General features: G+C 71.7%; 26 protein-coding genes. 19 read left to right on the top strand and 7 right to left on the bottom strand.

Translation table 11 applies throughout. From position 1 onward, the window contains the following. The first annotated feature begins 152 nt into the window (after positions 1–152). Both hppD and AB0J21_RS27265 read left to right on the top strand, forming a co-directional pair. On the top strand, positions 153–1,310 hold the full coding sequence (gene hppD, locus AB0J21_RS27270; protein WP_363148765.1) for a 4-hydroxyphenylpyruvate dioxygenase: 1,158 nt from the start codon (positions 153–155) through the stop codon (positions 1,308–1,310). An 88-nt stretch (positions 1,311–1,398) separates the two neighbouring features. Further along, positions 1,399–2,805, top strand: a complete 1,407-nt coding sequence (locus AB0J21_RS27265; protein ID WP_363148764.1) for an FAD-linked oxidase C-terminal domain-containing protein — start codon at positions 1,399–1,401, stop codon at positions 2,803–2,805. A 33-nt stretch (positions 2,806–2,838) separates the two neighbouring features. Here the strand turns inward: AB0J21_RS27265 and AB0J21_RS27260 are convergent, their stop codons facing one another. After that, positions 2,839–3,315, bottom strand: coding sequence for an SsgA family sporulation/cell division regulator (locus AB0J21_RS27260; RefSeq protein ID WP_363148763.1), 477 nt, complete (start codon positions 3,313–3,315; stop codon positions 2,839–2,841). A 168-nt stretch (positions 3,316–3,483) separates the two neighbouring features. Between AB0J21_RS27260 and AB0J21_RS27255 the strand changes: the two genes are divergently transcribed. The 3 genes from AB0J21_RS27255 (at position 3,484) to AB0J21_RS27245 (ending at position 6,515) form a co-directional block, all read left to right on the top strand. Continuing rightward, positions 3,484–5,148, top strand: coding sequence for an RDD family protein (locus AB0J21_RS27255; RefSeq protein ID WP_363148762.1), 1,665 nt, complete (start codon positions 3,484–3,486; stop codon positions 5,146–5,148). A gap of 57 nt (positions 5,149–5,205) precedes the next feature. Further along, positions 5,206–5,991, top strand: coding sequence for an RDD family protein (locus AB0J21_RS27250; RefSeq protein WP_363148761.1), 786 nt, complete (start codon positions 5,206–5,208; stop codon positions 5,989–5,991). Between the two features lie 221 nt (positions 5,992–6,212). Further along, entirely contained in the window at positions 6,213–6,515 is a 303-nt protein-coding gene (locus AB0J21_RS27245; protein WP_363148760.1) for a hypothetical protein, read from the top strand. Between the two features lie 22 nt (positions 6,516–6,537). On the opposite strand, the gene AB0J21_RS27240 is transcribed toward AB0J21_RS27245, so the two are convergent. Continuing rightward, entirely contained in the window at positions 6,538–6,843 is a 306-nt protein-coding gene (locus tag AB0J21_RS27240; protein ID WP_363148759.1) for a hypothetical protein, read from the bottom strand. Between the two features lie 463 nt (positions 6,844–7,306). On the opposite strand from AB0J21_RS27240, the gene AB0J21_RS27235 reads away from it, so the two are divergent. After that, complete coding sequence (locus AB0J21_RS27235) at positions 7,307–9,676, top strand: immune inhibitor A domain-containing protein (protein WP_363148758.1); 2,370 nt, start codon at positions 7,307–7,309, stop codon at positions 9,674–9,676. Between the two features lie 116 nt (positions 9,677–9,792). Next, positions 9,793–10,161 (top strand): hypothetical protein, encoded by a 369-nt coding sequence (locus AB0J21_RS27230; RefSeq protein ID WP_363148757.1) that lies wholly within the window; start codon positions 9,793–9,795, stop codon positions 10,159–10,161. A 69-nt stretch (positions 10,162–10,230) separates the two neighbouring features. Here the strand turns inward: AB0J21_RS27230 and AB0J21_RS27225 are convergent, their stop codons facing one another. Continuing rightward, positions 10,231–10,818 (bottom strand): isochorismatase family protein, encoded by a 588-nt coding sequence (locus tag AB0J21_RS27225; protein ID WP_363148756.1) that lies wholly within the window; start codon positions 10,816–10,818, stop codon positions 10,231–10,233. Positions 10,819–10,951: 133 nt separating this feature from the next. Beyond that, complete coding sequence (locus tag AB0J21_RS27220) at positions 10,952–12,280, bottom strand: nicotinate phosphoribosyltransferase (RefSeq protein WP_363148755.1); 1,329 nt, start codon at positions 12,278–12,280, stop codon at positions 10,952–10,954. A 201-nt stretch (positions 12,281–12,481) separates the two neighbouring features. Here AB0J21_RS27220 and clpS point away from each other — a divergent pair, with 201 nt between their 5' ends. Both clpS and AB0J21_RS27210 read left to right on the top strand, forming a co-directional pair. Next, positions 12,482–12,772: an ATP-dependent Clp protease adapter ClpS gene (gene clpS / locus AB0J21_RS27215; protein WP_363148855.1), complete on the top strand. Its 291-nt coding sequence runs from the start codon at positions 12,482–12,484 to the stop codon at positions 12,770–12,772. After that, on the top strand, positions 12,772–13,356 hold the full coding sequence (locus AB0J21_RS27210) for a DUF2017 domain-containing protein (protein ID WP_363148754.1): 585 nt from the start codon (positions 12,772–12,774) through the stop codon (positions 13,354–13,356). The genes clpS and AB0J21_RS27210 overlap by 1 nt, the downstream gene beginning before the upstream one ends. Before the next feature lie 113 nt (positions 13,357–13,469). Here AB0J21_RS27210 and AB0J21_RS27205 read toward each other — a convergent pair whose 3' ends face one another. Continuing rightward, positions 13,470–14,111: a hypothetical protein gene (locus AB0J21_RS27205; RefSeq protein WP_363148753.1), complete on the bottom strand. Its 642-nt coding sequence runs from the start codon at positions 14,109–14,111 to the stop codon at positions 13,470–13,472. A gap of 430 nt (positions 14,112–14,541) precedes the next feature. Between AB0J21_RS27205 and AB0J21_RS27200 the strand changes: the two genes are divergently transcribed. The 5 genes from AB0J21_RS27200 to AB0J21_RS27180 all read left to right on the top strand — a co-directional run bounded on the left by AB0J21_RS27200 (position 14,542) and on the right by AB0J21_RS27180 (position 18,149). Further along, positions 14,542–16,026, top strand: a complete 1,485-nt coding sequence (locus AB0J21_RS27200) for an amino acid permease (protein ID WP_363148752.1) — start codon at positions 14,542–14,544, stop codon at positions 16,024–16,026. 103 nt (positions 16,027–16,129) lie between these two features. Continuing rightward, positions 16,130–16,552 carry a M67 family metallopeptidase gene (locus AB0J21_RS27195; protein ID WP_363148751.1) on the top strand — a complete coding sequence of 141 codons (423 nt, stop codon included), beginning with the start codon at positions 16,130–16,132 and terminating at the stop codon, positions 16,550–16,552. A 142-nt stretch (positions 16,553–16,694) separates the two neighbouring features. Further along, the gene (locus AB0J21_RS27190) at positions 16,695–16,796 is read left to right on the top strand and encodes a putative leader peptide (RefSeq protein ID WP_363148750.1); all 102 of its coding nucleotides are present in this window, start codon (positions 16,695–16,697) and stop codon (positions 16,794–16,796) included. 124 nt (positions 16,797–16,920) lie between these two features. Further along, positions 16,921–17,199 carry a MoaD/ThiS family protein gene (locus AB0J21_RS27185; protein WP_363148749.1) on the top strand — a complete coding sequence of 93 codons (279 nt, stop codon included), beginning with the start codon at positions 16,921–16,923 and terminating at the stop codon, positions 17,197–17,199. After that, positions 17,199–18,149 (top strand): cysteine synthase, encoded by a 951-nt coding sequence (locus AB0J21_RS27180; protein ID WP_363148748.1) that lies wholly within the window; start codon positions 17,199–17,201, stop codon positions 18,147–18,149. The genes AB0J21_RS27185 and AB0J21_RS27180 overlap by 1 nt, the downstream gene beginning before the upstream one ends. Before the next feature lie 73 nt (positions 18,150–18,222). Here the strand turns inward: AB0J21_RS27180 and AB0J21_RS27175 are convergent, their stop codons facing one another. After that, a complete protein-coding gene (locus AB0J21_RS27175) occupies positions 18,223–18,696 on the bottom strand; it encodes a type II toxin-antitoxin system PemK/MazF family toxin (protein ID WP_363148747.1) in 474 nt (157 codons plus the stop codon). Between the two features lie 218 nt (positions 18,697–18,914). Here AB0J21_RS27175 and AB0J21_RS27170 point away from each other — a divergent pair, with 218 nt between their 5' ends. Further along, on the top strand, positions 18,915–19,667 hold the full coding sequence (locus tag AB0J21_RS27170; protein ID WP_363148746.1) for an MBL fold metallo-hydrolase: 753 nt from the start codon (positions 18,915–18,917) through the stop codon (positions 19,665–19,667). 55 nt (positions 19,668–19,722) lie between these two features. On the opposite strand, the gene AB0J21_RS27165 is transcribed toward AB0J21_RS27170, so the two are convergent. After that, positions 19,723–21,024, bottom strand: coding sequence for a PTS transporter subunit EIIC (locus tag AB0J21_RS27165; RefSeq protein ID WP_363148745.1), 1,302 nt, complete (start codon positions 21,022–21,024; stop codon positions 19,723–19,725). A gap of 206 nt (positions 21,025–21,230) precedes the next feature. On the opposite strand from AB0J21_RS27165, the gene AB0J21_RS27160 reads away from it, so the two are divergent. From AB0J21_RS27160 to rdgB, 4 genes are all read left to right on the top strand, one after another. Further along, on the top strand, positions 21,231–21,464 hold the full coding sequence (locus tag AB0J21_RS27160; RefSeq protein ID WP_363148744.1) for a PTS glucose/sucrose transporter subunit IIB: 234 nt from the start codon (positions 21,231–21,233) through the stop codon (positions 21,462–21,464). 148 nt (positions 21,465–21,612) lie between these two features. Continuing rightward, positions 21,613–22,347, top strand: coding sequence for a ribonuclease PH (rph, locus tag AB0J21_RS27155; protein WP_363148743.1), 735 nt, complete (start codon positions 21,613–21,615; stop codon positions 22,345–22,347). Between the two features lie 203 nt (positions 22,348–22,550). After that, complete coding sequence (locus AB0J21_RS27150; protein WP_363148742.1) at positions 22,551–22,949, top strand: hypothetical protein; 399 nt, start codon at positions 22,551–22,553, stop codon at positions 22,947–22,949. A gap of 60 nt (positions 22,950–23,009) precedes the next feature. Then, entirely contained in the window at positions 23,010–23,612 is a 603-nt protein-coding gene (gene rdgB, locus AB0J21_RS27145; RefSeq protein ID WP_363148741.1) for an RdgB/HAM1 family non-canonical purine NTP pyrophosphatase, read from the top strand. Positions 23,613–23,630 lie beyond the last annotated feature (18 nt).

Here is a 23,630-nt window from a genome sequence, read left to right as displayed (position 1 = left end):
AGAGCCTCCCTGTGACGCGGGCTCGGTGCGCCCGCGGTGTCCGGTGGTCACGCTGTACAGGGCATTCAGTCATTCGGCCGCCCGGCTGTACAAGGTGTGCGGCGAAATCCGTAACTCTTGCACACCCTGCGAAACGGCGGGACTCTGCGGCCATGGCAGCTACCCCGACGCACAGCTCCGAGACCCCCGTTCCCGCGACCGCCCGTGCGGCCGACCCGTTCCCCGTCAAGGGCATGGACGCCGTCGTCTTCGCCGTCGGCAACGCGAAGCAGGCGGCCCACTACTACTCGACCGCCTTCGGCATGACCCTCGTCGCCTACTCCGGGCCCGAGAACGGCAGCCGCGAGACCGCCAGCTACGTCCTGGAGTCGGGCGGCGCCCGCTTCGTGCTGACCTCCGTCGTCAAGGCGTCCACCGACTGGGGCCGCTTCCTCGACCAGCACGTCGCCGCCCACGGGGACGGCATCGTCGACCTCGCCATCGAGGTGCCCGACGCCCGCGCCGCACACGCCTACGCCGTCGCCCACGGCGCCCGCTCGCTCGCCGAGCCCCAGGAGTCCAAGGACGAGCACGGCACCGTCGTCACCGCCGCCATCGCCACCTACGGCGAGACCCGCCACACCCTCGTGGAGCGCACCGGCTACGACGGCCCCTACCTGCCCGGCTTCGTCGCCGCCGAGCCGGTCGTCGCACCGCGCCAGCGCGTCTTCCAGGCCATCGACCACTGCGTCGGCAACGTCGAACTCGGCCGGATGAACGAGTGGGTGACCTTCTACAACACGGTCATGGGCTTCACCAACATGAAGGAGTTCGTCGGCGACGACATCGCCACCGAGTACTCCGCCCTCATGTCGAAGGTCGTCGCCGACGGCCACCTCAAGGTCAAGTTCCCCATCAACGAGCCCGCCGTCTCCAAGAAGAAGTCGCAGATCGACGAGTACCTGGAGTTCTACGGCGGCGCCGGGGTCCAGCACATCGCGCTCGCCACCAACGACATCGTGCGCACCGTGCGCACCATGCGGGACAACGGCGTCCAGTTCCTCGACACCCCCGACTCGTACTACGAGACGCTGGGGGAGTGGGCCGGCGAGACCCGCGTCCCGCTCGACACCCTCCACGAACTCAAGCTCCTCGTGGACCGCGACGAGGACGGCTACCTGCTCCAGATCTTCACCAAGCCGGTCCAGGACAAGCCCACCGTGTTCTTCGAACTCATCGAACGCCACGGCTCGATGGGCTTCGGCAAGGGCAACTTCAAGGCCCTGTTCCAGGCCATCGAACGCGAGCAGGAGCGCCGCGGCAACCTGTGACCCCCGGGCCGCCCCGCACGTGTGCGGCACCGGCGCCCGGTGCCGCACACCGCTTCCCAGCGCCCCGCCCCGGTGCCACGCTGGGATCATGACGCAGACCAGGGAGCAGCGGACCGAGCCCACCGACCCCGCCGGCCTGGCCGCCGCCCTGCGCGCGGGGCTGCCCGCCGAAGCCGTGCTCACCGACCCCGACGTCCTGGCCGGATACGCCCACGACATGGCGAGCTTCTGCCCCGCCGGGACGCCCGCCGTCGTCGTCCTGCCCCGCACCGTCGAACAGGTCCAGCACGTCCTGCGCACCGCCACCGCGCTGCGCGTACCCGTCGTGCCGCAGGGCGGACGCAGCGGGCTGTCCGGAGCGGCCAACGCCGACGACGGCTGCATCGTGCTGTCCCTCATCCGGATGGACCGCGTCCTGGAGATCGACCGCGTCGACCGCGTCGCCGTCGTGGAACCCGGCGTCGTCAACGCCGACCTCTCGCGCGCCGTCGCCGCCGAGGGGCTCTACTACCCGCCCGACCCCTCCAGCTGGGAGATGTGCACGATCGGCGGGAACATCGCCACCGCCTCCGGCGGGCTGTGCTGCGTCAAGTACGGCGTCACCGCCGAGTACGTCCTCGGCCTCGACGTCGTCCTCGCCGACGGCCGCCTCCTGCGCACCGGACGCCGCACCGCCAAGGGCGTCGCCGGATACGACCTCACCCACCTGTTCGTCGGGTCCGAGGGCAGCCTCGGCGTCGTCGTCCGCGCCGTCCTCGCCCTCAAACCCGCCCCGCCGCGACAGCTCGTGCTCGCCGCCGAGTTCCCCTCCGCCTCCGCGGCCTGCGAGGCCGTGTGCGCGATCACCGCCGAAGGCCACGTGCCCGCGCTGCTCGAACTCATGGACCGCACCACCGTCCGCGCTGTCAACGCGATGTCGCGCATGGGCCTGCCCGAGACCACCGAGGCCCTCCTGCTCGCCGCCTTCGACACCCCCGAACCGGCCGCCGACCTCGCCGCCGTCGCCGCCCTGTGCCGCGCCGCCGGAGCCACCGAGGTCGTCCCCGCCGACACCCCCGCCGAGTCCGAACTCCTCCTCCAGGCGCGGCGGATGGCCCTCACCGCGCTCGAAGCGGTCAAGGGCACCACCATGATCGACGACGTGTGCGTACCGCGCTCCCGGCTCGGCGAGATGCTCGAAGGCATCGACCGCGTCGCCGAGAAGTACGCCCTGACCATCGGCGTGTGCGCGCACGCCGGGGACGGCAACACCCACCCCACCGTGTGCTTCGACGCCGCCGACCCCGAGGAGACCGCCCGCGCCCGCGCCTCCTTCGACGAGATCATGGCCCTCGGCCTCGAACTCGGCGGCACCATCACCGGCGAACACGGCGTCGGCCTGCTGAAGAAGGAGTGGCTGGCGCGCGAACTCGGCCCCGTCGCCCTCGAACTGCACCGGGGCGTCAAACGCACCTTCGACCCGCTCGGCCTCCTCAACCCGGGCAAGGTCTTCTGAACCCCCGCCCTGCGACGCCCGGGGACCGGCCCCTCACTCGCCCTCGGCCGACTCGTCCGAGGGCCACGGGTCGCCCAGCCACAGGTCGTCCACCGGCATCGGGGACAGCAGATGCCGCAATCCGTCCTCCATGCCGAGGTGTTCGGCCTCCGAGCCCGGCGGCACGATCCGCAGGGTCCGCTCCAGCCAGGCCGTCACGGGCAGCGCCGGAGCCTCCAGCAGCGCGTCCCCGTCCGGCGAGGTCAGCGCCATCAGCACGACCTCACGGCCCGCCACCTTCGTCGGCCACACCCGCACGTCCCCGTGCCCGCACGGCCGGAACACCCCCTCCACCAGCAGCTCCCGGGCGAAGGTCCACGCCACCGGACGCTCCGAGCCGAGATGGAACACGATGTGCACCGCGTACGGATCGGCCGTCCGGTACGTCAGCAGCGCCGGTACCGCGACACTGCGCTCGGGCGAAAGAACCAGCTTGAGTTCGAGTTCACGTTCCACCTCGGAGTGCGACACGGCTACCTCTGTTCCTTGTCCTCAAGACGGCCCCACGACAGGCCCGTACAAGGGAGAGGGCGGCCTGGGGCAAGCATTACGCGGGTTCGCCGGGTTTTCTTCGACAACCGCCGGGATTGCCCCCGGTCCTGCCGGACCCGCCCGCGCCGGGGCCCTGTTCTGGTAAATGTGGACCTCACCCCACTCACCGAGCAGATACGGGACGAGCGGATCATGAGCGCCCCCACTTCGGCAGCAGGCGACGCCAGTCCACCAGAGGGCTACTACCCGGACCCCTCGATCCCCGGGTACGTCCGCTACTGGAGCGGCACCGGCTGGGTCCCCGGCACCAGCCGCCCCGCCCCCGCCGACGGCGCCCCGCTCACCCCGCCGCCCGGGTACCCGCGCCCCGCCCCCGCGCCCGCCCCGCAGGCCACCGCCCCGGAGGAGACCGGCCCCCTGTTCTTCGACGGGCCGCAGAGCGAGGACGGGCCGCGCCAGTTCGGCCCCGAGTCGCAGGGGCAGCACGTCGCCTCCGCCCTGCCGCCCGGCGGCTTCGGCCCCGCCCCCACCTGGGGCGTCGACGTACGGGCCCCGTCCGGGTACGGAGCGGACGCCGAGCCGCGCGTCTCCTGGGGCTCCACCCCGCAGCCGTACCCCCACCAGGCCCCGGACGACGATCGCACGCCCGAGCGCCGCGTCCCCCGTCCGGCGGAATCCCGCGAGAGCGGAACCGCCCGGGAGAGCGGGAGCGAGCAGGACCACCGGCCGCCGCTCGAACCGGTACGCCCGCAGACCCCCGACACCCGGCACCGCGCCGAGGGCACCGTCGCCCTGCACCGGCCCGCCGGACCCGTCGAACCCGCCCACCCGGGTGGGCGGACGGCCGGGCGACCGGCCGCCGAGCACCTCGCGCCGCGCCGCACCGAGGAGGCCGCCGCACTGCCGCCCGGCCCGCGCACCCCGCGCGCCGTCACCGGCGGTACGTCCCGGGGCGAGGGCACCATGTCGCTGCGCGCCGCCGAGCAGCACCGCGCCGACCCGCCGCCCGCCGACCCGCGGCCCGCCGACCCGCGGCCCGTCCACCCGCGCCCGGCCCCTCCGCAACCGGCCGCCCCGCAGCCCTTCGCCCCGCGGCCCGCCGGGCCGAGCCCCCGTCAGGCGACCCCGCCGGCCGCCGCACCGGCCCCCGCTCCCGTCCCCGCACCGGCCCCCGCCCCGGGCCCGTCCTGGGTGCAGCAGGTGTCGGCGCTCGCCGGGCCCGAGCACGCCGGGTCCGGCGGGCCGGCCGGTCAGGACGGCGGCGAGCGGGTCGTGCCGTGGAAGCCGGTCACCACCGACCCCTTCGTGGCCGCCGCCCAGGCCCGGGCCGCCGCCCGGCCCGCGAGCCCCGGCCGCAGGCTGCTCGCCCGGATCTTCGACGGGGTCCTGCTCGGCCTGCTCACCGGGGCCGCCGTCCTCCCGCTGGCCGGCCGCGCCGCCGACCACGTGCAGGCCAAGGTGGACGCGGCGAAACAGTCCGGCCGCACCGTGGAGGTGTGGCTCCTCGACTCCACGACCGGCGCCTACCTCGGCGCGGCGGTCGGCGTCCTGCTCGTCCTCGGCCTGCTCTACGACGTGTGGCCGACCGCGAAATGGGGCCGCACCCTCGGCAAGAAGCTCTTCGGGCTCCAGGTGCGGGACATCGAGGAGCACGAACCGCCCACCTTCGGTGCCGCCCTGCGCCGCTGGCTCGTGTTCAGCGTCCCCGGGCTGCTGCTGATCGGCGTGATCGGCGTGGTGTGGGGACTGTTCGACCGGCCCTGGCGCCAGTGCTGGCACGACAAGGCGGCTCACACGTTCGTAGCACGCTAGCCGCCGACTGGCCCACCGCCGGATGCGCTCCCGGCGCCCGCACGTTCGACTCGGGCCATGACGAGCGCACCGCCTCCGCCCGGCTCCGGCGACGAGCCGGACGACGACCCCTTCCGCAAGCGGCAGCCGCCCGCCGGCCAGGGCGGCGCCTCCGGCTCCCCGTACGACCCGCCGCCCGGCGAGGGCTCCCCGTACGGAGAGCCGGGCCCCGGCCGGGGCTACGACCCGCCGCCCGCCGCCCAGGGCGGCGGCCAGGGCTCCCCGTACGACCCGCCGGGCTCCGGCTACGACCCGCCCGGCCCCGGCTCCCCGTACGGCCCGCCCGGGGGAACGCCGCCGCCCTACGGAGGGGAGCCAGGCTCCCCGTACGGCGGGGCCCCCGGCGGGGGCGATCCGCTCGCCGGGATGGCGCCGCTCGCGCCGAGCGGGAAGCGGGTCATCGCCCGGATCATCGACATGGTGATCGTCGGGATCGTCGTCTACCTGCTGTCCCTGCTCTTCAACATCTCCGAGACCAACCCCGACCGGGGTGGCCGCGGGTCCTGGTTCGGGCAGTCCCTGCTCGCCGCGATCCTCTACATCGCGTACGACGTGATCCTCACCGGGCGCGGCGGCCAGACCCTCGGCAAGCGCATCATGAAGCTGCGCGTGGCGCGCCTGGACAACGGCGCGACGCCCACCACGCAGGCGCTGGTCACCCGCGCCGCCGTCCTGTGGCTGCCGTTCGCCTTCTGCTGCGCCTGCGTGTGGACGGCGATCTGCGGCGGCTGGAGCTTCATCGACAAGCCGTACAAGCAGGGCCTGCACGACAAGGCCGCGAAGACGGTCGTCGTGTCCGTGTGACCCCGGGCGCCGTCACGAGGCGCGGGGCGGCCGGGCGGTCCGGGAGGTATCCGGCCGCCCGGCCTCGTACGCCTCGTACGTCAGGCCCCTGACGTCACGCCTCGTACGTCAGGCGCGGTCCGCCCTGGTGTCCCTCCGAACGGCTGGGCCGGGCCGCCGCCGACGGCGGCGTCGGCGTCGGCGTCCTCGACTACCTGTGGGGCCGCCCCGCCGAGCAGGCCATGGCCGCGCTGCTCACCGCGCGCGCCGACCGGGCCCGGGCCCTGCGCCGGGTGCGGATCGGCTCCGTCGCCGGACCGGACCTCAGCCTGCCCTCGTACCGGCTGCGCGCCGCGAACCTCACTGTCCTGGGCAGCGGCCAGGGCTCGGTCACCGCCGGGATCACCGCCGAACTGCCCTCGCTCGCCCGGGAGATCAGCTCCGGCGCGCTGCCCGTGGACGCGCTCGCCGTACCGCTGAAGGACGTGGAGCGGGCCTGGGTCAGGCCGGCCGGACCCGGCGGGCGCGTCGTCCTGTCCCCCTGACCGCCCTGACGGCGGCCCGGGTTCAGTGGTGCAGCGAGTGCACCGAGCGGCCCGCCTTCGGAGCGGCAGACGGAGCCGGAGCCGGAGCCGGAGCCGGGGCGGTCCGCTGCCGGGGCAGCGAGGGCGTCCGGTCCGCCCGGTGCCGCCGCGCGCCGGAGCCCCGGTGCCGGAGCAGGACCGCGACGAGCACTCCGAGGGCGAGCGCGACCACCGCCGTCACGGCGACCGGGACCACCGCGCTCGTACCCGAGAGCAGCAGCGTCGCGAGCGTCGTCAGGACGACGGTGGCGGAGCCGTAGGCGAGCTGGGGAAACGTCGGACGCGGCATGGCGTAACCGTCCTAGAAACAACGGGGGATGAGGGGGAACCGCACGAGGGGCCGGGGGTGCGGCTCTCTCCGGCTCCATGCCCGAGCCGGTCGGCGGGTAAGCGCGACCCGGCCGGCGGCGCAGGGGCACGGGGGGCGCACGGATTCACTCCGCTTCACCACGCCCGCGAGCGCCGCGCGTCCGCCGTTCGCGGACCGGCGCTCAGCGGTCCCGCGCCCCGGAGAGCGGCCTGTCCCGCCTGGATCGCGGAATCTCTCGTTCCCGTTTCTTTACGACAAAGGACCCAAAACTTTGCTGTGAGTAACCTATATGACCGGTCCAAGTCAAGGTCTGTCTTTTCCCGCGTATCTCCGGTCGAATACCGAATCACGTGTACCGCACGTGTGTTCCGGTCCGTCCAGGAGCGGTTGATGCTCCGTCGACTCCGGCCGGGACTCGGTTTCCGGGGAGGACAGCGCACAGGTGAGCAGACAACGGAGAGCCGTCAGAGCGGCCGCCCTCACGGTGGCGACCGCGGTGATGGGCGCCACCGCCGCGACGTTCGGGGTCGCACAGGCCGCCGACGGCCAGGTGGGCAGCAAGGACGGCCAGAAGATCGAGCGCCGTGATCCGGCGCTCGCCCACAAGGACGCCCAGCACGATCTGAAGGGCCCCTTCAGCGAGACGCAGGAGGCCCAGCGCCAGGAGGCCCTGGAACAGGTCCTCTCGGGCGAGAACAAGACCACCGCGCGCGGCGGCTCGAACGTACTGCAGCTCGGCAAGGGCAAGTACGTCGAGCTGGGCCGGGAGAAGACCGACAAGATCTTCACCATCCTCGCCGAGTTCGGCGACCAGGTCGATCCCAAGTACGGCGGCCAGCCCGGCCCGCTGCACAACCAGATCGCCGAGCCGGACCGGAAGAACGACAACTCCACCGACTGGCTCCCGGACTTCAACCAGAAGCACTACCAGGACCTGTACTTCTCGGACTCCAAGTCCGACAGCGTGCAGTCCCTCAAGAAGTACTACGAGAAGCAGTCCTCGGGCCGCTACTCGGTGGACGGCGAGGTCTCCGCCTGGGTCAAGGTGCCCTACAACGAGGCCCGTTACGGCTCGAACTACTGCGGCGACTCGACCTGCCCCACCGTGTGGGACCTGGTGCGCGACGGCGTCAACCAGTGGGTCACCGACCGCAAGGCCGCCGGGCAGACCACCGCGCAGATCAAGGCGGAGCTGGCCGGGTACGACCAGTGGGACCGCTACGACTACGACGGCGACGGCAACTTCAACGAGCCCGACGGCTACATCGACCACTTCCAGATCGTGCACGCCGGCGAGGACGAGTCCGCGGGCGGCGGCGTCCAGGGCGAGGACGCGATCTGGGCGCACCGCTGGTACGCGTACGGCAGCAACGCCGGCGCCACCGGCCCCTCCGACAACAAGGCGGGCGGCACCCAGATCGGTGACACCGGCATCTGGGTCGGCGACTACACGATGCAGCCGGAGAACGGCGGCCTCGGCGTCTTCGCCCACGAGTACGGGCACGACCTCGGCCTGCCGGACCTCTACGACACGACCGGCAAGGACGACAACTCCGTCGCCTACTGGTCGCTCATGTCCTCCGGTTCCTGGCTCGGCCAGGGCAAGGACGCCATCGGCGACATGCCCGGCGACATGACCGCGTGGGACAAGCTCCAGCTCGGCTGGCTCAACTACGCCTCGGCGAACGCCGCGAAGGGCTCGACCCACAAGCTGGGCGTCGCGGAGTACAACACCAAGGACAAGCAGGGCCTCGTCGTCAACCTCCCCGAGAAGGAGGTGACCACCACCGTCGTCAAGCCGGTCAGCGGCTCCAGCCAGTGGTGGTCGGGCAGCGGCGACAACCTGTCCAACACCCTGACCCGCTCCGTGGACCTCACCGGCAAGTCCACCGCCTCCCTGGACCTCAAGGGCTGGTGGGACATCGAGCAGGGCTACGACTACCTCTACGCCGAGGCCTCCACGGACGGCGGCGCCAACTGGACCCCGCTGGACGGCACCGCGGGCGGCAACCCGATCCCGCGCGACGGCGGCGACAAGCCGGCCCTCGGCGGCACCTCCGGCTCCTACCTCGACCTCTCCTACCCGCTGGACGCCTACGCGGGCAAGAAGATCGACCTGCGCTTCCGCTACCTCACCGACGGCGGCGTGGCGCAGAAGGGCTTCGCGGCCGACGATCTCGCGGTCACCGCGGACGGCGCCGCGCTGTTCTCCGACGACGTCGAGAACGGCGACAACGGCTGGACCGCGAAGGGCTTCTCCCGCATCGGCGAGTCCTTCACCAAGGACTACGCGCAGTACTACATCGCGGAGAACCGCCAGTACGTGTCCTACGACACGACGCTGAAGACCGGCCCGTACAACTTCGGCTGGACCACCACCCGCCCCGACTGGGTCGAGCACTACGCGTACCAGCCCGGGCTCGTGGTCTGGAAGTGGGACACCTCGCAGGCCGACAACAACACCTCGGACCACCCCGGTGAGGGCCTCATCCTCCCCGTGGACTCCCACCCCAAGGCCGAGAAGTGGTCGGACGGCACCCTGATGCGCAACCGCATCCAGCCCTACGACGCCGCCTTCAGCTGGTACCCCTCCGCGGGCTTCACCCTGCACAAGAACGGCGTCGCGGCCAAGATCAAGGCCAAGGCCGGAGTGCCGGTCTTCGACGACCACCGCAACACGTACTACGACCCGGCGAACAAGACCGGCAGCGTCAAGGTCACTGACACCAACACGACGATCTCCGTCCTGAGCCAGCCGCTGAGCGGCTCGACGATCACCGTGCACGTGGACCGGGCCACACTGAAGAAGTAACACCGCAGGTCAGAGCATGATCGGTCGTCGCCCTCTAGCGGGCGGCGGCCGATCGCGTTTCAATGCGTCAGTGAAGTCCTTATTGACACGACGTCTCACGGGGGTGTGACAGCGATATGGCCGGCTCAGGATTCTGCATATTGCCGGGCGGTGACGTGGTCGTCGCCCTGACCCTGCCCAGCCCGCACGGCGAACGCGGCGGCGCCCGGGACACCGCCCCGGGCGGGAGCCGCGGCGCGGGCCGCGGCGAGGGCAAAGTACGCGTGCTCGTGCACGCCAAGAACCGGGCCCGCGCCCTCACCAGGCTGCGCAACCTCGGACTGCGCGCCGTCTACCTCCGGGGCAACGCCCACCCGCCGACCCCGGACGAGATCACCGCCGTCCTGCACCACCCCGAGGGGCTGCTGTGGCGCACCGCCCCGGACGACGTCCGCGAACTGTGGCACCCGATAGCGGCCCTGCTGCGCCCGGCGGGCCTGGCCTGAGCCGGGTCCGGGACGCCTTCGTCCGGGACACCTTCCGGGACACCTCCAGGGGTACCTTCCGGGCCCCTTCTAGGCCACGACCGGCTTCCCGGTCAGCGTCACCCCGGCCGCGTCCAGCTCGGTGAGCGCCTGATCGGTGGACTCGCGGGCCACCCCGGCCGTCAGGTCCAGCAGCACCCGGGTGCGGAAACCCTCCCGGGCCGCGTCCAGCGCCGTGGCCCGCACGCAGTGGTCGGTCGCCAGGCCCACGACGTCGACCTCGGTCACCTCGTGGGCCCGCAGCCAGTCCGCGAGGTTCGCCCCGTTCTCGTCTGCGCCCTCGAAACCGCTGTAGGCCGCCGCGTACGCGCCCTTGTCGAAGACCGCGTCGACGGCCCCCGAGGCGACGGCGGGCGCGAAGTTCGGGTGGAAGCCGACCCCCTCGGTGCCCTGCACGCAGTGCGGCGGCCACGAGTTCCGGAAGTCCGGGTGCGCGGAGAAGTGGTCGCCCGGCGAGATGTGCGCGTCCCGGGTCGCGATCACGTGCTGGTAGCCGGCCGGGGCCTGCGCCACCAGCTCGGTGATCGCGGCGGCCACGTCCGCGCCGCCGCTCACCGCGAGGGAGCCCCCTTCGCAGAAGTCGTTCTGGACATCGACGACGATCAACGCGCGGCGCATGAGACGTGCCCTTCGGCTGGAGTGCGGGGGAGGCGGAACCGGCTGCCGAGCGTAGCCACTCGACGGCCCGCCCGGGAGGGGTGCGGCCCGCCCGCCCCCGTACGGCCGCCCCCCGACGGCCGTACGCGGACGCTCACCGGTACTCGGTCGCGAGGACCGGCTCGCCCCGCGACAGCTGGATCGCGGACAGCGGCAGGCTCTCGCGGACCGCGCGGTGCCGGTCGCGCACGGCGTCCAGCGGCTCCCTCGCCAGGATCTCCCCGTCCTTCACCAGCCGCACCAGCAGCAGGTCACCGGCCAGCTCCTCGGGCACCGGGCCCGTCCCGACGACCTCGGCCTCCGCCACGCCCTGCTCGTCGCGGCGGCGCGCCGCCCACTTGCGGCCGCCGATCGAGGTCTTCCCGCCCAGCGACTTCTTCGCGACCGGCTCCAGCGGCGCGTCCGGCCCTGCCGAGCGGGCCCGCGCCACCAGCTTGTAGACCATCGAGCACGTCGGGTGCCCGCTGCCCACCACGAGCTGCGTGCCCACCCCGTACGCGTCCACCGGCGCCGCCGCGAGCGAGGCGATCGCGTACTCGTCCAGGTCCGAGGTCACCACGACCTTCGTGTCCTTCGCGCCCAGCTCGTCGAGCTGCTGGCGCACCCGGTGCGCGACCAGCAGCAGATCACCCGAGTCGATCCGGACCGCGCCGAGCCCCGGCCCCGCCACCTCGACCGCCGTACGCACCGCCTGCGTCACGTCGTACGTGTCCACCAGCAGCGTCGTGTCCGCGCCCAGCGAGGCCACCTGCGCGCGGAACGCGTCCCGCTCGTCGTCGTGGACGAGGGTGAAGGCGTGCGCGCTGGTCCCCGTCGTCGGAATGCCGTAGCGGAAACCGGCCGCGAGGTTCGAGGTCAGGGAGAAACCCCCGACGTACGCGGCCCGGGAGGCGGCGACCGCGGCCAGCTCGTGGGTGCGGCGCGCGCCCATCTCGATGAGCGGCCGCCCACCCGCGGCCGAGGCCATCCGGGAGGCCGCGGCGGCGATCGCCGAGTCGTGGTTGAGGATCGACAGGATCACCGTCTCCAGCAGCACGCACTCCGCGAAGGTCCCCTCGACCCGCAGCAGCGGGGAGCCCGGGAAGTACACCTCGCCCTCCGGGTAGCCCCAGATGTCGCCGGAGAAGCGGTAGTCCGCGAGCCAGGCCACGGTGTCCTCGTCGACCACCCGGTGCTCGCGCAGGTACTCCAGCATGTCCGGCTCGAAACGGAAGTTGCGCACCGCGTCGAGCACCCGGCCGGTACCGGCCACCACTCCGTAGCGGCGCCCCTCGGGCAGCCGCCGGGTGAAGACCTCGAAGACCGAACGCCGGTCGGCGGTGCCCGAGGCCCGGGCGGCCTGGAGCATCGTCAGCTCGTAGTGATCCGTGAAGAGCGCTGTCGACGGGACATCCACCGGCAGGCCAAGGTCCGCTGTGTTCATACGACGGGATGCTACCCCAATTAACGTCAGAGTGACGATTTCAAATCGGCGGAATCCGCACGCCGCGACGGGGCGGGTGGGCCGTTCGTGCGGCCCCGCCGCGGGAGTGGCAGCATGGGCACCGTGAGTGCGTCCCTCTCCTTCCCGCCCGCCCCCGCCCGCCCCCGTCCCGCGACGGCCCGGGCCGCCTCCCCCGCCCCGATGGAGGTCGAGCGCCCCGAAGCGGAGGGCGAGGTCTTCGAGGTCCCCGAGTCGGACGTCCCCTGGATCACGCTGGTCCACAACGACCCCGTCAACCTGATGAGCTACGTGACCTACGTCTTCCAGACCTATTTCGGCTACTCCAAGGACAAGGCCACCAAACTGATGCTCGACGTGCACAACAAGGGGCGCGCCGTCGTCTCCTCCGGTTCCCGCGAGGAGATGGAACGCGACGTCCAGGCCCTGCACGGCTACGGCCTGTGGGCCACCCTCCAGCAGGACCGCGACTGATGCCCGGGCTCTTCGAACGCACCCCGGACGGCGGCGCCGCCGTCACCCTGGACCCGGTCGAGATCAGCATCCTGCGCTCCCTGTCGGTCCAGCTCCTCGAACTCGTCGGACCGGGCACCGAACCCTCCGACGACCCCTTCGCCGAACTCTTCGCCGAGGGCCCGAGCACCCCGCCCTCCGACCCCGTACTGCGCCGCCTCTTCCCCGACGCGTACGGCGGCCCCGGCGACCGCGAGACCCAGGAGCTGAAGGAGGCGGCCGCCGAGTTCCGCCGCTACACCGAGAACGACCTGCGCGCGAAGAAACGGGAGGACGCCCTCGCCGTCGTCCACGCCCTCGACGCCCTGCCCACCACCTCGGACGGCAGCGGCCGCCTGCACGTCCAGGGACCGGCGGCCCAGGCCTGGCTGCGCACCCTCAACGACCTGCGGCTCGCGCTCAGCACCCGGCTCGACATCACCGACGAGGACGACACGGAGACCCTCTACCGCCTCCCGGACAGCGACCCCCGCAAACCGATGGTCATGGCCTACCTGTGGCTCGGCGGACTCCAGGAGACCCTCGTGGAGACACTGCTGCCGTGACGGCCTGACGACCCGGGCGGACGCGTCTTCCGCGCCCCGGGCCCGCAGGACACGCCGTCACCACGACGCGCGCGGCAGCCCGCCCCCGCACCGCCGTGGCGACGGCCCCCGCCTCACACCCCCACGGTGTCGAGGAAGCGGTCGGCGTCCTCCGGTTCGGCGAGGTGCCCCAGCTCCAGCCAGGAGCCGTCGGCGAACCGCAGCCGGAACCTCGCGAACCCGCGCGGCTGCCCCCGCTCCGCCTCGACCCGCACCTCGGCGCCGGTGAACCGCGCGTACACCGCGAAGTCGTCGGCGCGCGTCGGCCGGAGCCTGCGCCGGGGCGAGACCGCGAGATGCACCGTGAAGCCATCGGACCGCGTCAGCAGGACGAGCCGCTTCGCGCTGCGGGAGTGCCCGTACCAGCCCAGCAGCAGCTGACCGGCGGTGCGGCTCCAGTCGCCGTCGAACACGGGCGGCCGGCCCGGGCCCGCCTCGGCCGTCGCGGAGTGCGACGACGACCGGCCGGCGGACCGTCCGGCCAGCCGCCGCTCCAGCGCGTCCAGCAGCATGAACGGCACGACGACCACGAAGAACACCGTGCCCAGGACGTACATCGGCCACTTGGGGCGGCCCCGCAGCCGCACCTTCCCGACGGAGCGGCGCACCTCGGCCGGCGGCTTCGGGATGTCGTCGGTCAGCCCGCACCACACGAGGGCCACGGGCTCCTCACCCAGGATCGAGCGGACACGCCGGTGCACCTTGCGCTTCGCCATGGCCGCCATCCTAGGAAGCGCCCCGACGCGTCGAAAGGGGTTCGGTCAAAGGGGCCCGCGCCCGGCGGCTCCCCGCCCGCACGCCCCCACCCGGACCGTGCCTGACCTGCGCTCCGACCCCGCCCACACGCTCAGCGGACACTCAAATCCGGATAACGATCAGGTCACCGCCGCTGTCGCATCTGCCCGTCCACGTCACTTTCCTCCGCTCCTCCCCGTGGACTTCGCCACACCGGCTCCCGGCGTTCACCGGCCCCGGCGTGGTAAATCTGCTCATCTGCCCGGTGCGTCCACCCATGACGCTCCGGGGCGCCCAGGCCGGAAGAACCCGGCCGGCAACCAGCTCCATCCATTCCGGGGGGATCGGGACCCGATCCGCGGTCGCGGGGACGACTGCGCGGATCGACATGGAGAAAGGCGCAGACCACACATGACTTCGACGCAGGTCGACACACCAGGCGAGGACGCACCCAAGCCCGTCAAGGGCGGCACGGCGCCCGGCTCGCCACCACCCGGCGAGGGCTACCAGCGCGGGCTCGGCTCCCGCCAGATCCAGATGATCGCCATCGGCGGCGCCATCGGCACCGGACTCTTCCTCGGCGCGGGCACCGCCATCTCGAAGGCCGGACCCAGCCTCATCCTGGCCTACGCGGCCGCCGGCCTCGTCATCTACTTCATCATGCGGGCCCTGGGCGAACTCCTCATGTACCGGCCGGTCTCCGGCTCGTTCTCCGAGTACGCCCGCGAGTTCCTCAACCCCTTCTTCGGCTTCGTCACCGGCTGGACGTACTGGCTGTTCTGGGTCGTCACCGGCATCACCGAGGTCACCGCCGCCGCCAAGTACATGACGTACTGGTTCCCCGTCCCGCAATGGATCTCCGCGCTCCTGTTCACCGTCATCCTCTACGGCGTGAACCTCATCTCCGTGAAGCTCTTCGGCGAGCTGGAGTTCTGGTTCTCGATGGTCAAGGTCACCGCGATCGTCGGCATGATCCTCATCTGCCTCGGCATCCTCACCGTCGGCTTCTCCGACGCCGGGGACACCGCCTCCGTCAGCCACCTGTGGAGCGACGGCGGCTTCTTCCCCGAAGGCCTCTCCGGCACCCTCATGACGCTCCAGATCGTCATGTTCGCCTTCCTCGCCGTCGAACTCGTCGGCGTCACCGCCGGAGAGTCCAAGGACCCCGAGAAGACCCTGCCCAGGGCCATCAACACCGTGCCCTGGCGCATCGCCGTCTTCTACATCGGCGCGCTCATCATGATCCTGTCCGTCGTGCCCTGGAACGAGTTCGAGCCCGGCGCCTCCCCGTTCGTCGCCGCCTTCCAGAAGATGGGCCTCGGCGTCGGCGCCGCCATCGTCAACTTCGTCGTCCTGACCGCCGCGCTCTCCTCCTGCAACTCCGGCATGTACTCCACCGGCCGCATGCTGCGCGACCTCGCCCTCAACGGACAGGGCCCCGCCCTCTTCACCCGCCTCACCCGCAGCGGCACCCCGCTCCTCGGCACCACCTTCTCCGCCGCCCTCATGCTCGTCGGCGTCTGGATCAACTACCAGTGGCCCGGCAAGGCCTTCGACTACGTCGTGTCCTTCGCCACCATCTCCGGCATGTGGGCCTGGATCATGATCCTGCTCTGCCAGCTCCGCTACCGCCGCAAGGCCGACCGCGGCGAACTCCCCCTCTCCACCTTCCGCGCCCCCGGCGCCCCGTGGACCAGCTACTTCGCCCTCGCCTTCCTCGCCCTCGTCATCGTCATGATGGGCATCGACAAGGACAACAGGGTCTCCCTCTACGGCGCCCCGATCTGGGCCGCCCTCCTCGTCGTCTCCTACTACGTCCTGCGCGCCCGCAACCCCGAGGCGTTCACCCGCAAGCCGGTCGTCCACCCCGAGGAGACGGCCACCGCGGAGAGCTGAGCGCCCCCAGGACGCCCCCGCCCTCCCCGGCAGGAAAGCGGGCCCGCACCGGTAACCGGTACGGGCCCGCTCCCGCGCCCGGCGCCTGCTTATTCTGGGCGCCATGCTGACCCTCACCCAGGAGCTGTACGACCGGATCGTCGCCCACGCCCGCGCCGACCACCCCGACGAAGCCTGCGGCGTCCTCGCCGGACCGGCCGGCGGCGACCGGCCCGAACGCTTCGTCCCCATGCTCAACGCCGCCCGCTCGCCCACCTTCTACGAATTCGACTCCGGCGACCTCCTCAAGCTCTACCGCGAGATGGACGACCGCGACGAGGAACCCGTCGTCGTCTACCACTCCCACACCGCGACCGAGGCCTACCCCTCCCGCACCGACGTCTCCTACGCGAACGAACCCGGCGCCCACTACGTCCTCGTCTCCACCGCCGACACCGACGGCTCAGGCCCCTTCCAGTTCCGCTCCTACCGCATCGTCGACGGCGAGATCACCGAGGAGGAGGTCAAGGTCGTCGAGACCTACTGACCCTCCGCCGGGCCCCGACACGCTCCCCGCCGGGCCCCGGCGCGACGGCCGGACCGGGGCGGCGACCGGCATGCGAACGGAAAGCGTCCGCCCGCTGAGACACCGTTCCGGGACCCGGACCGGGAATCGATACGATGAGCGCATGGTTCTCCTCGACGTGAACAACGCGCAGCCGGGCACCCTGCTCACGGCACGTCTCCACGTCGACCTGTGCCGTCTCGCCAGCGCCATCTGTCCGCGCTGACCCCGGCCCGGCCGGCCCACACCGCACCGCGCCCGTCCCGGCCGCACAGCCCCGCGCCCCACCCCGCCCGCCGCAACCCGGCGCCGCCGCGCGCCCCCGACCTCCGAGAAGGAGACGACCGACCATGGCCATCGAGGTCCGCATCCCGACCATCCTCCGCACCTACACCGACGGCGCCAAGGCGGTCGAAGGCAACGGGGACACCCTCGCCGCACTCTTCGCCGACCTCGACAGCCGCTACGCGGGCATCCGGGAACGCATCGTCGACGACGGCAAACTGCGCCGCTTCGTCAACGTCTACCTCAACGACGAGGACGTCCGCTTCCTCGACGGCATCTCCACCAAGCTCAGCGACGGCGACAACGTCACGATCCTCCCCGCCGTCGCCGGCGGAATGCGCTGATGCGGTACGAAAGCGCCCTCGCCGCCGTCGGCAACACCCCCCTCGTCCACCTCCCGCGGCTCTCCCCGGCCCCCCACGTCCGGATCTGGGCCAAACTGGAGGACCGCAACCCCACCGGCTCCGTCAAGGACCGGCCCGCCCTGCACATGGTCGAACAGGCGGAGAAGGACGGCCGGCTCACCCCCGGCTGCACCATCCTGGAACCCACCAGCGGCAACACCGGCATCTCCCTCGCCATGGCCGCCAAGCTCAAGGGCTACCGCATGGTGTGCGTCATGCCGGAGAACACCTCCCAGGAACGACGCGAACTCCTCGCCATGTGGGGCGCCGAAATCATCCCCAGCCCCGCAGCCGGCGGCTCCAACACCGCCGTACGCGTCGCCAAGGAACTCGGCGAACAACACCCCGACTGGGTCATGCTCTACCAGTACGGCAACCCCGACAACGCGGGCGCCCACTACACCGGCACCGGCCCCGAAATCCTCGCCGACCTGCCCTCCATCACCCACTTCGTGGCCGGCCTCGGCACCACAGGCACCCTCATGGGCGTCGGACGCTACCTGCGCGAACACAAACCCGACGTCGCGATCGTCGCCGCCGAACCCCGCTACGACGACCTCGTCTACGGACTGCGCAACCTCGACGAAGGCTTCGTCCCCGAGCTGTACGACGCCTCCGTCCTCACCTCCCGCTACTCCGTGGGCTCCGCCGACGCCGTCACCCGCACCCGCGAACTCCTCCAGCAGGAAGGGGTCTTCGCGGGCATCTCCACCGGCGCCGCCCTGCACGCCGCGATCGGCGTCGCCCACAAGGCCCTCAAAGCCGGCGAGGACGCCGACATCGCCTTCGTCGTCGCCGACGGCGGCTGGAAATACCTGTCGACCGGCGTCTACACCGCCGCCACCACAGAAGAGGCCGTCGCCACCCTCCAAGGCCAGCTCTGGGCCTGAACGGCACACACGCCGGCCTCGACCGGCACACGCTCCAAGCCCCACCACCGCGACACCACCGCGGCGCCGCCGCTCAGCCGAGGTGCCGGACCCGGTCCCACAGGGCCGGGTCCACCGCACCCGCCCGCCGCCGGAACCCCCGCAACGCCACCGTGCGCAACTCCTCCGTCTCCAGGAAACTGCGCCGCCCCCGGCTGTCGTCCACCGCACCCTCCGGCAACGCCAGCACCCCCGGCCGCTCCTCGTGGAACCGGCTCGTGATCTTCACGACCCGCGCCGAACGCCGCGTCACCGACAGCACCAGACACGGCCGGTCCTTACCACCCGGACCGTCCTCGAACGGCACCAGCGCCCACCAGATCTCCCCCGGACGCGGCCCCGCCACCCGCGTACCACCCGGCCCACGCGGCGGACGCCCCCGGCCCCCCGGCCGCCGCGCCCCCCGCCTCCCCGGCCCCCGGTCACTGCGCCCCCAGCCGTCCGCCACCGAAGCCAACACACCGAGCACCACCACGACGACAAGCGCGATCCACCACCAGGAAGCCATACCGCGACGGTACCCACACCACCCGCACCAACCCCCCGCACGGCACCCTCCCCGGCCCCGACCGGCCCCCGAACCCACCCCCACCCCCTCACGGGTGGAGTTCGCGGTGACTTCCCCCACAACCGCCCACCCACGGGGAGCGACCCGCCAAAACGGCCCGTACGCTCGACGAACCGCACACCCCCGTCGTCCACCCGAAGCGCGGAGGTCCCCGCTCCATGAAGCTCACCGTCGTCGGCTGCTCGGGCTCGATCCCGTCCGCGGAATCGCCCTGCTCCAGCTACCTCGTAGAGGCCGACGGCTTCCGGCTGCTCCTCGACATGGGCAACGGCGCCCTCGGCGAGATGCAGCGCCACATCGGCCTCGACGACCTCGACGCCGTCCTCCTCACCCACCTCCACGCCGACCACTGCATCGACATGTGCGCCTACTTCGTCGTGCGCTACTACAACAGCGGACCCGGCCCCGTACGACCCGTCCCCGTCTACGGACCCGAAGGCACCGAGGAACGCCTCACCGCAGGCCACGGCGACACCCCCACCCTCTCCGCCATGGGCGAGGTCTTCGACTTCCACACCCTCAAACCCGGCAGCTTCACCATCGGCCCCTTCACCGTCCAGGCCGAACAGGTCCGCCACCCCGTCGAGGCCTACGCCCTCCGGGTCGAACACGGCGGACGCTCCCTCACCTACTCCGGAGACACCGGCGTCTGCGCGGCCCTCGACCAACTCGCCGCCGACACCGACCTGTTCCTGTGCGAAGCCGCCTTCACCGACGGCAAGGAGGACATCCCCGACCTCCACCTCAACGGCCGCGAAGCCGGAGAGAGCGCCCGCCGCGCCCACGCCCGCTCCCTCCTGCTCACCCACATCCCGCCGTGGACCGACCCCCAGACCAACCTCGCCGACGCCCGCCGCGCCTACGACGGACCCGTACGCCTCGCGAGCCCCGGCGCCGTCTACGAGATCTGAGCGCCCCGCGCCCGGCCGTCAGCGCCCGGCGCCCGGCCACCACCCGGCGCCCGGCCTACGCCTTCGTCGTGTCCTCGACCTCCTCCTCCGGCTCACGCCCCGGCGTCTTCAGGTCGAAACGCAGAATCGCGAAACGGAAGATCACGTAGTACACGACGGCCGCCACCGCGCCAATGATCAACAACAGCCACGGCTTCGTCGCCAGACTCCAGTTCAGGACGTAGTCGATCAGCCCGGCCGAGAAACTGAACCCGTCCTTCGCACCCAGCGCCCACGACACCGCCATCGACACACCCGTCAGCACCGCGTGCACCGCGTACAACAACGGCGCGACGAACAAGAACGAGTACTCGATCGGCTCCGTGATCCCCGTGACGAACGAGGTCAACGCCACCGACAGCATCAGCCCACCGACCTCCTTGCGCCGATGCGGCTTCGCACAGTGCGTGATCGCGAGCGCCGCCGCCGGCAACGCGAACATCATGATCGGGAAGAAACCCGTCGTGAACTGACCCGCCGTCGGATCACCCGCGAGGAACCGGAACACGTCCCCGTGCACCACCTCCCCGTCCGGCTTCGTGTACTGACCGAACTGGAACCACAGGAACGTGTTCAGGAACTGGTGCAGACCCACCACCAGCAACGCCCGGTTCGCGACCCCGAAAATCCCCGAACCCGTCCAGCTCAGATCCGACAGCCACTGCCCGAAATCCGTCAACGCGTCCCCGATCGGCGACCACGTCCACGCCGCCAGCGCCCCCAGCCCCAGCCCGATGAACGCCATCATGATCGGCACCAGCCGCCGCCCGTTGAAGAACCCGAGCCAGTCCACCAGCTTCGTACGGTAGAACCGCCGCCACACATACGCCGTGATGAACCCGATCACGATCCCCCCGAACACCCCCGGATTCTGGTACGACGCCGGCACGAACCCCTTCCCCGACCAGTCGACACACCCCCCGTTCTGCACCTGCTCCTGACCCGCCGGACAGTGCACCGGATACGCCCGCAACACCGCGTAGTACACGAGGAAACCCGTCACCGCCGCGAGCGCCGTCGAACCGTCCGACTTCTTCGCCATCCCGATCGCGACACCCACGCAGAACAACAGCGGCAAACCCAGCGTCGAATCGAGCAGCGCCCCGCCCGCCGCCTGCATCACCTTCGCGACATCGGTCCAGCCCAGCCCCTCGTCACCGAACACGTCCGGCTGACCCAGCCGGTTCAGAATGCCCGCCGCGGGCAGCACCGCGATCGGCAACTGCAGACTGCGGCCCATCTTCTGCAGCCCCTGGAAGAACCTGCTCCAGTTGCCCGGCTGCTGCGAAGCGACCGCGCCGGTGGCGCTGCTGCTCATCGCTGTCCTCCCCTGAAGAAACGGACGGACTCGTGGTGCTGGCCATCCTTCGCGATGCCCACCCCGCCCGCCCGCGAAGATAGACCAACGGTGAGCTAACGTGACAAAACGGGACAGCACCGACCGAGGCGCCACCCGTTCGACGGACAGCCCCGAGGCCGGCCCGACCGGCCCCGCAGCAGACCCACGGACCGACAGGAGACACCATGGCCAGCAAGGCCGAGAAAATCGTCGCCGGGCTCGGCGGCATCGACAACATCGAGGACATCGAAGGCTGCATCACCCGCCTGCGCACCGAGGTCCGCGACGCCACCAAGGTCGACGAAGCAGCCCTCAAAGCCGCCGGAGCCCACGGCGTCGTCAAAATGGGCAACGCCGTCCAGGTCGTCATCGGCACCGACGCCGACCCCATCGCCGCCGACATCGAAGACATGATGTGACCACCCCGGACCACCACCCGGAACACTGAGCCGCGAGACGGCGTGGACCGCGGGACAGCGCGAGGCCGCAGAGGGGCGGGACGGCACCGCCCGCCCCTCCCCACCAGCCCCGACAGACCCCCCACTCCCACGCACTAGGCTCAGCCCCATGTCACGCATCGACGGCCGAACCCCCGACCAGCTCCGCCCCGTCCACCTCGAACGCGGCTGGAGCAAGCACGCCGAAGGCTCCGTCCTCGTCTCCTTCGGTGACACCAAAGTCCTCTGCACCGCCTCCGTCAACGAAGGCGTCCCGCGCTGGCGCAAGGGCAGCGGCGAAGGCTGGGTCACCGCCGAATACGCGATGCTGCCCCGCGCCACCAACACCCGCGGCGACCGCGAGTCCGTCCGCGGCAAAATCGGCGGCCGCACCCACGAGATCTCCCGCCTCATCGGCCGCAGCCTGCGCGCCGTCATCGACTACAAAGCCCTCGGCGAAACCACCGTCGTCCTCGACTGCGACGTCCTCCAGGCCGACGGCGGCACCCGCACCGCCGCCATCACCGGCGCCTACGTCGCCCTCGCCGACGCCATCACCTGGGCCCAGAGCAAGAAGATCATCAAGCCCAGTCGCACACCCCTCACCGGCACCGTCGCCGCCGTCTCCGTCGGCATCATCGCCGGCACCCCCATGCTCGACCTCCGCTACGAAGAGGACGTCCGCGCCGACACCGACATGAACGTCGTCTGCACCGGAGACGGCCGCTTCGTCGAGATCCAGGGCACAGCCGAAGCCGAACCCTTCGACCGCACCGAACTCAACTCCCTCCTCGACCTCGCCACCGCCGGCTGCACCGACCTCGCCGAAATCCAGCGCACCGCCCTCGCCACCACCCTCAGCTGACACGAACAGCCGCCACGAAAGACCCCAGGCACAGAACACAGGTAAAGAAAGAACCAAGAAACGCCGGGCGCACAGGCAACCGAAGCCACCGCCCCCGCGTCGTAACGGATACGGGCGCACGGGTCGAACCGTGCGCCCGTCCGTATCCGCGGACCCGACGCCCACCCGGCCCGGCCCGCCGACCGACCCGGGGAGAGACCGACATGCCCGCCGCCCACCGCCACCGACGACTCGCCCTCGCCGCGGCGGCCACCGCCCTCCTCCTCACCACCCCCACCCTCACCGCCTGCTCCACCGTCGACACCGCCCTCGACTGCGCCCGCACCGCCGACACCGTCGCCGACAGCGTCACCCGCCTCCAACAAGCCGTCGACAACGCCGGAAACGCCCCCCTCGACGCCGACGACGACCTGCGCGCCATAGACGACAACCTCGCCGACCTCAAAGACCGCACCGACAACGCCGACCTCGGCAAGGCCGCAGACCACCTCGCCGACGCCGTCACCGCCGTCCGCACCAGCATCGACAACGGCGACCGCACCCCCGACCTCGGCCCCGCCACCGAAGCCGCCGGGGAAATCACCAAGGTCTGCACCCCCTGAACCACCCACGCCGCGCCCCCGGGCACCCGCCCCACCCCGCACGGCCCCGATACTGGGCCCATGACCCGCCTGATCCTCGCCACCCGCAACGCCGGAAAAATCACCGAACTCCGCGCCATCCTCGCCGAGGCCGGACTGCCCCACGAACTCGTCGGCGCGGACTCCTACCCCGAGATCCCCGACGTGAGGGAAACCGGCGTCACCTTCGCCGAGAACGCCCTCCTCAAAGCCCACGCCCTCGCCCAGGCCACCGGGCTGCCGGCCGTCGCCGACGACTCGGGCCTGTGCGTCGACGTCCTGAACGGCGCCCCCGGCATCTTCTCCGCCCGCTGGTCCGGCCGCCACGGCGACGACCAGGCCAACCTCGACCTGCTCCTCGCCCAGCTCTCCGACATCGACACCCCCCACCGCGCGGCCGGCTTCACCTGCGCCGCCGCTCTCGCCCTCCCCGACGGCACCGAACGCGTCGTCGAGGGCGAACTGCGCGGCACTCTCCGCCACACCCCCGCGGGCACCCACGGCTTCGGCTACGACCCGGTCCTCCAGCCAGACGGCCACGACCGCACCTGCGCCGAACTGACCCCGGCCGAGAAGAACGCGATCAGCCACCGCGGCAAGGCGTTCCGGGCACTCGTACCGGTGGTGCGGGAACTGGTGCGGTGAAACACGTGTGCGGGGAGG

This window comes from Streptomyces sp. NPDC049954 (assembly GCF_040656295.1).
GTDB lineage: Bacteria > Actinomycetota > Actinomycetes > Streptomycetales > Streptomycetaceae > Streptomyces.
This window is presented reverse-complemented; position numbering and strand designations above follow the sequence as displayed.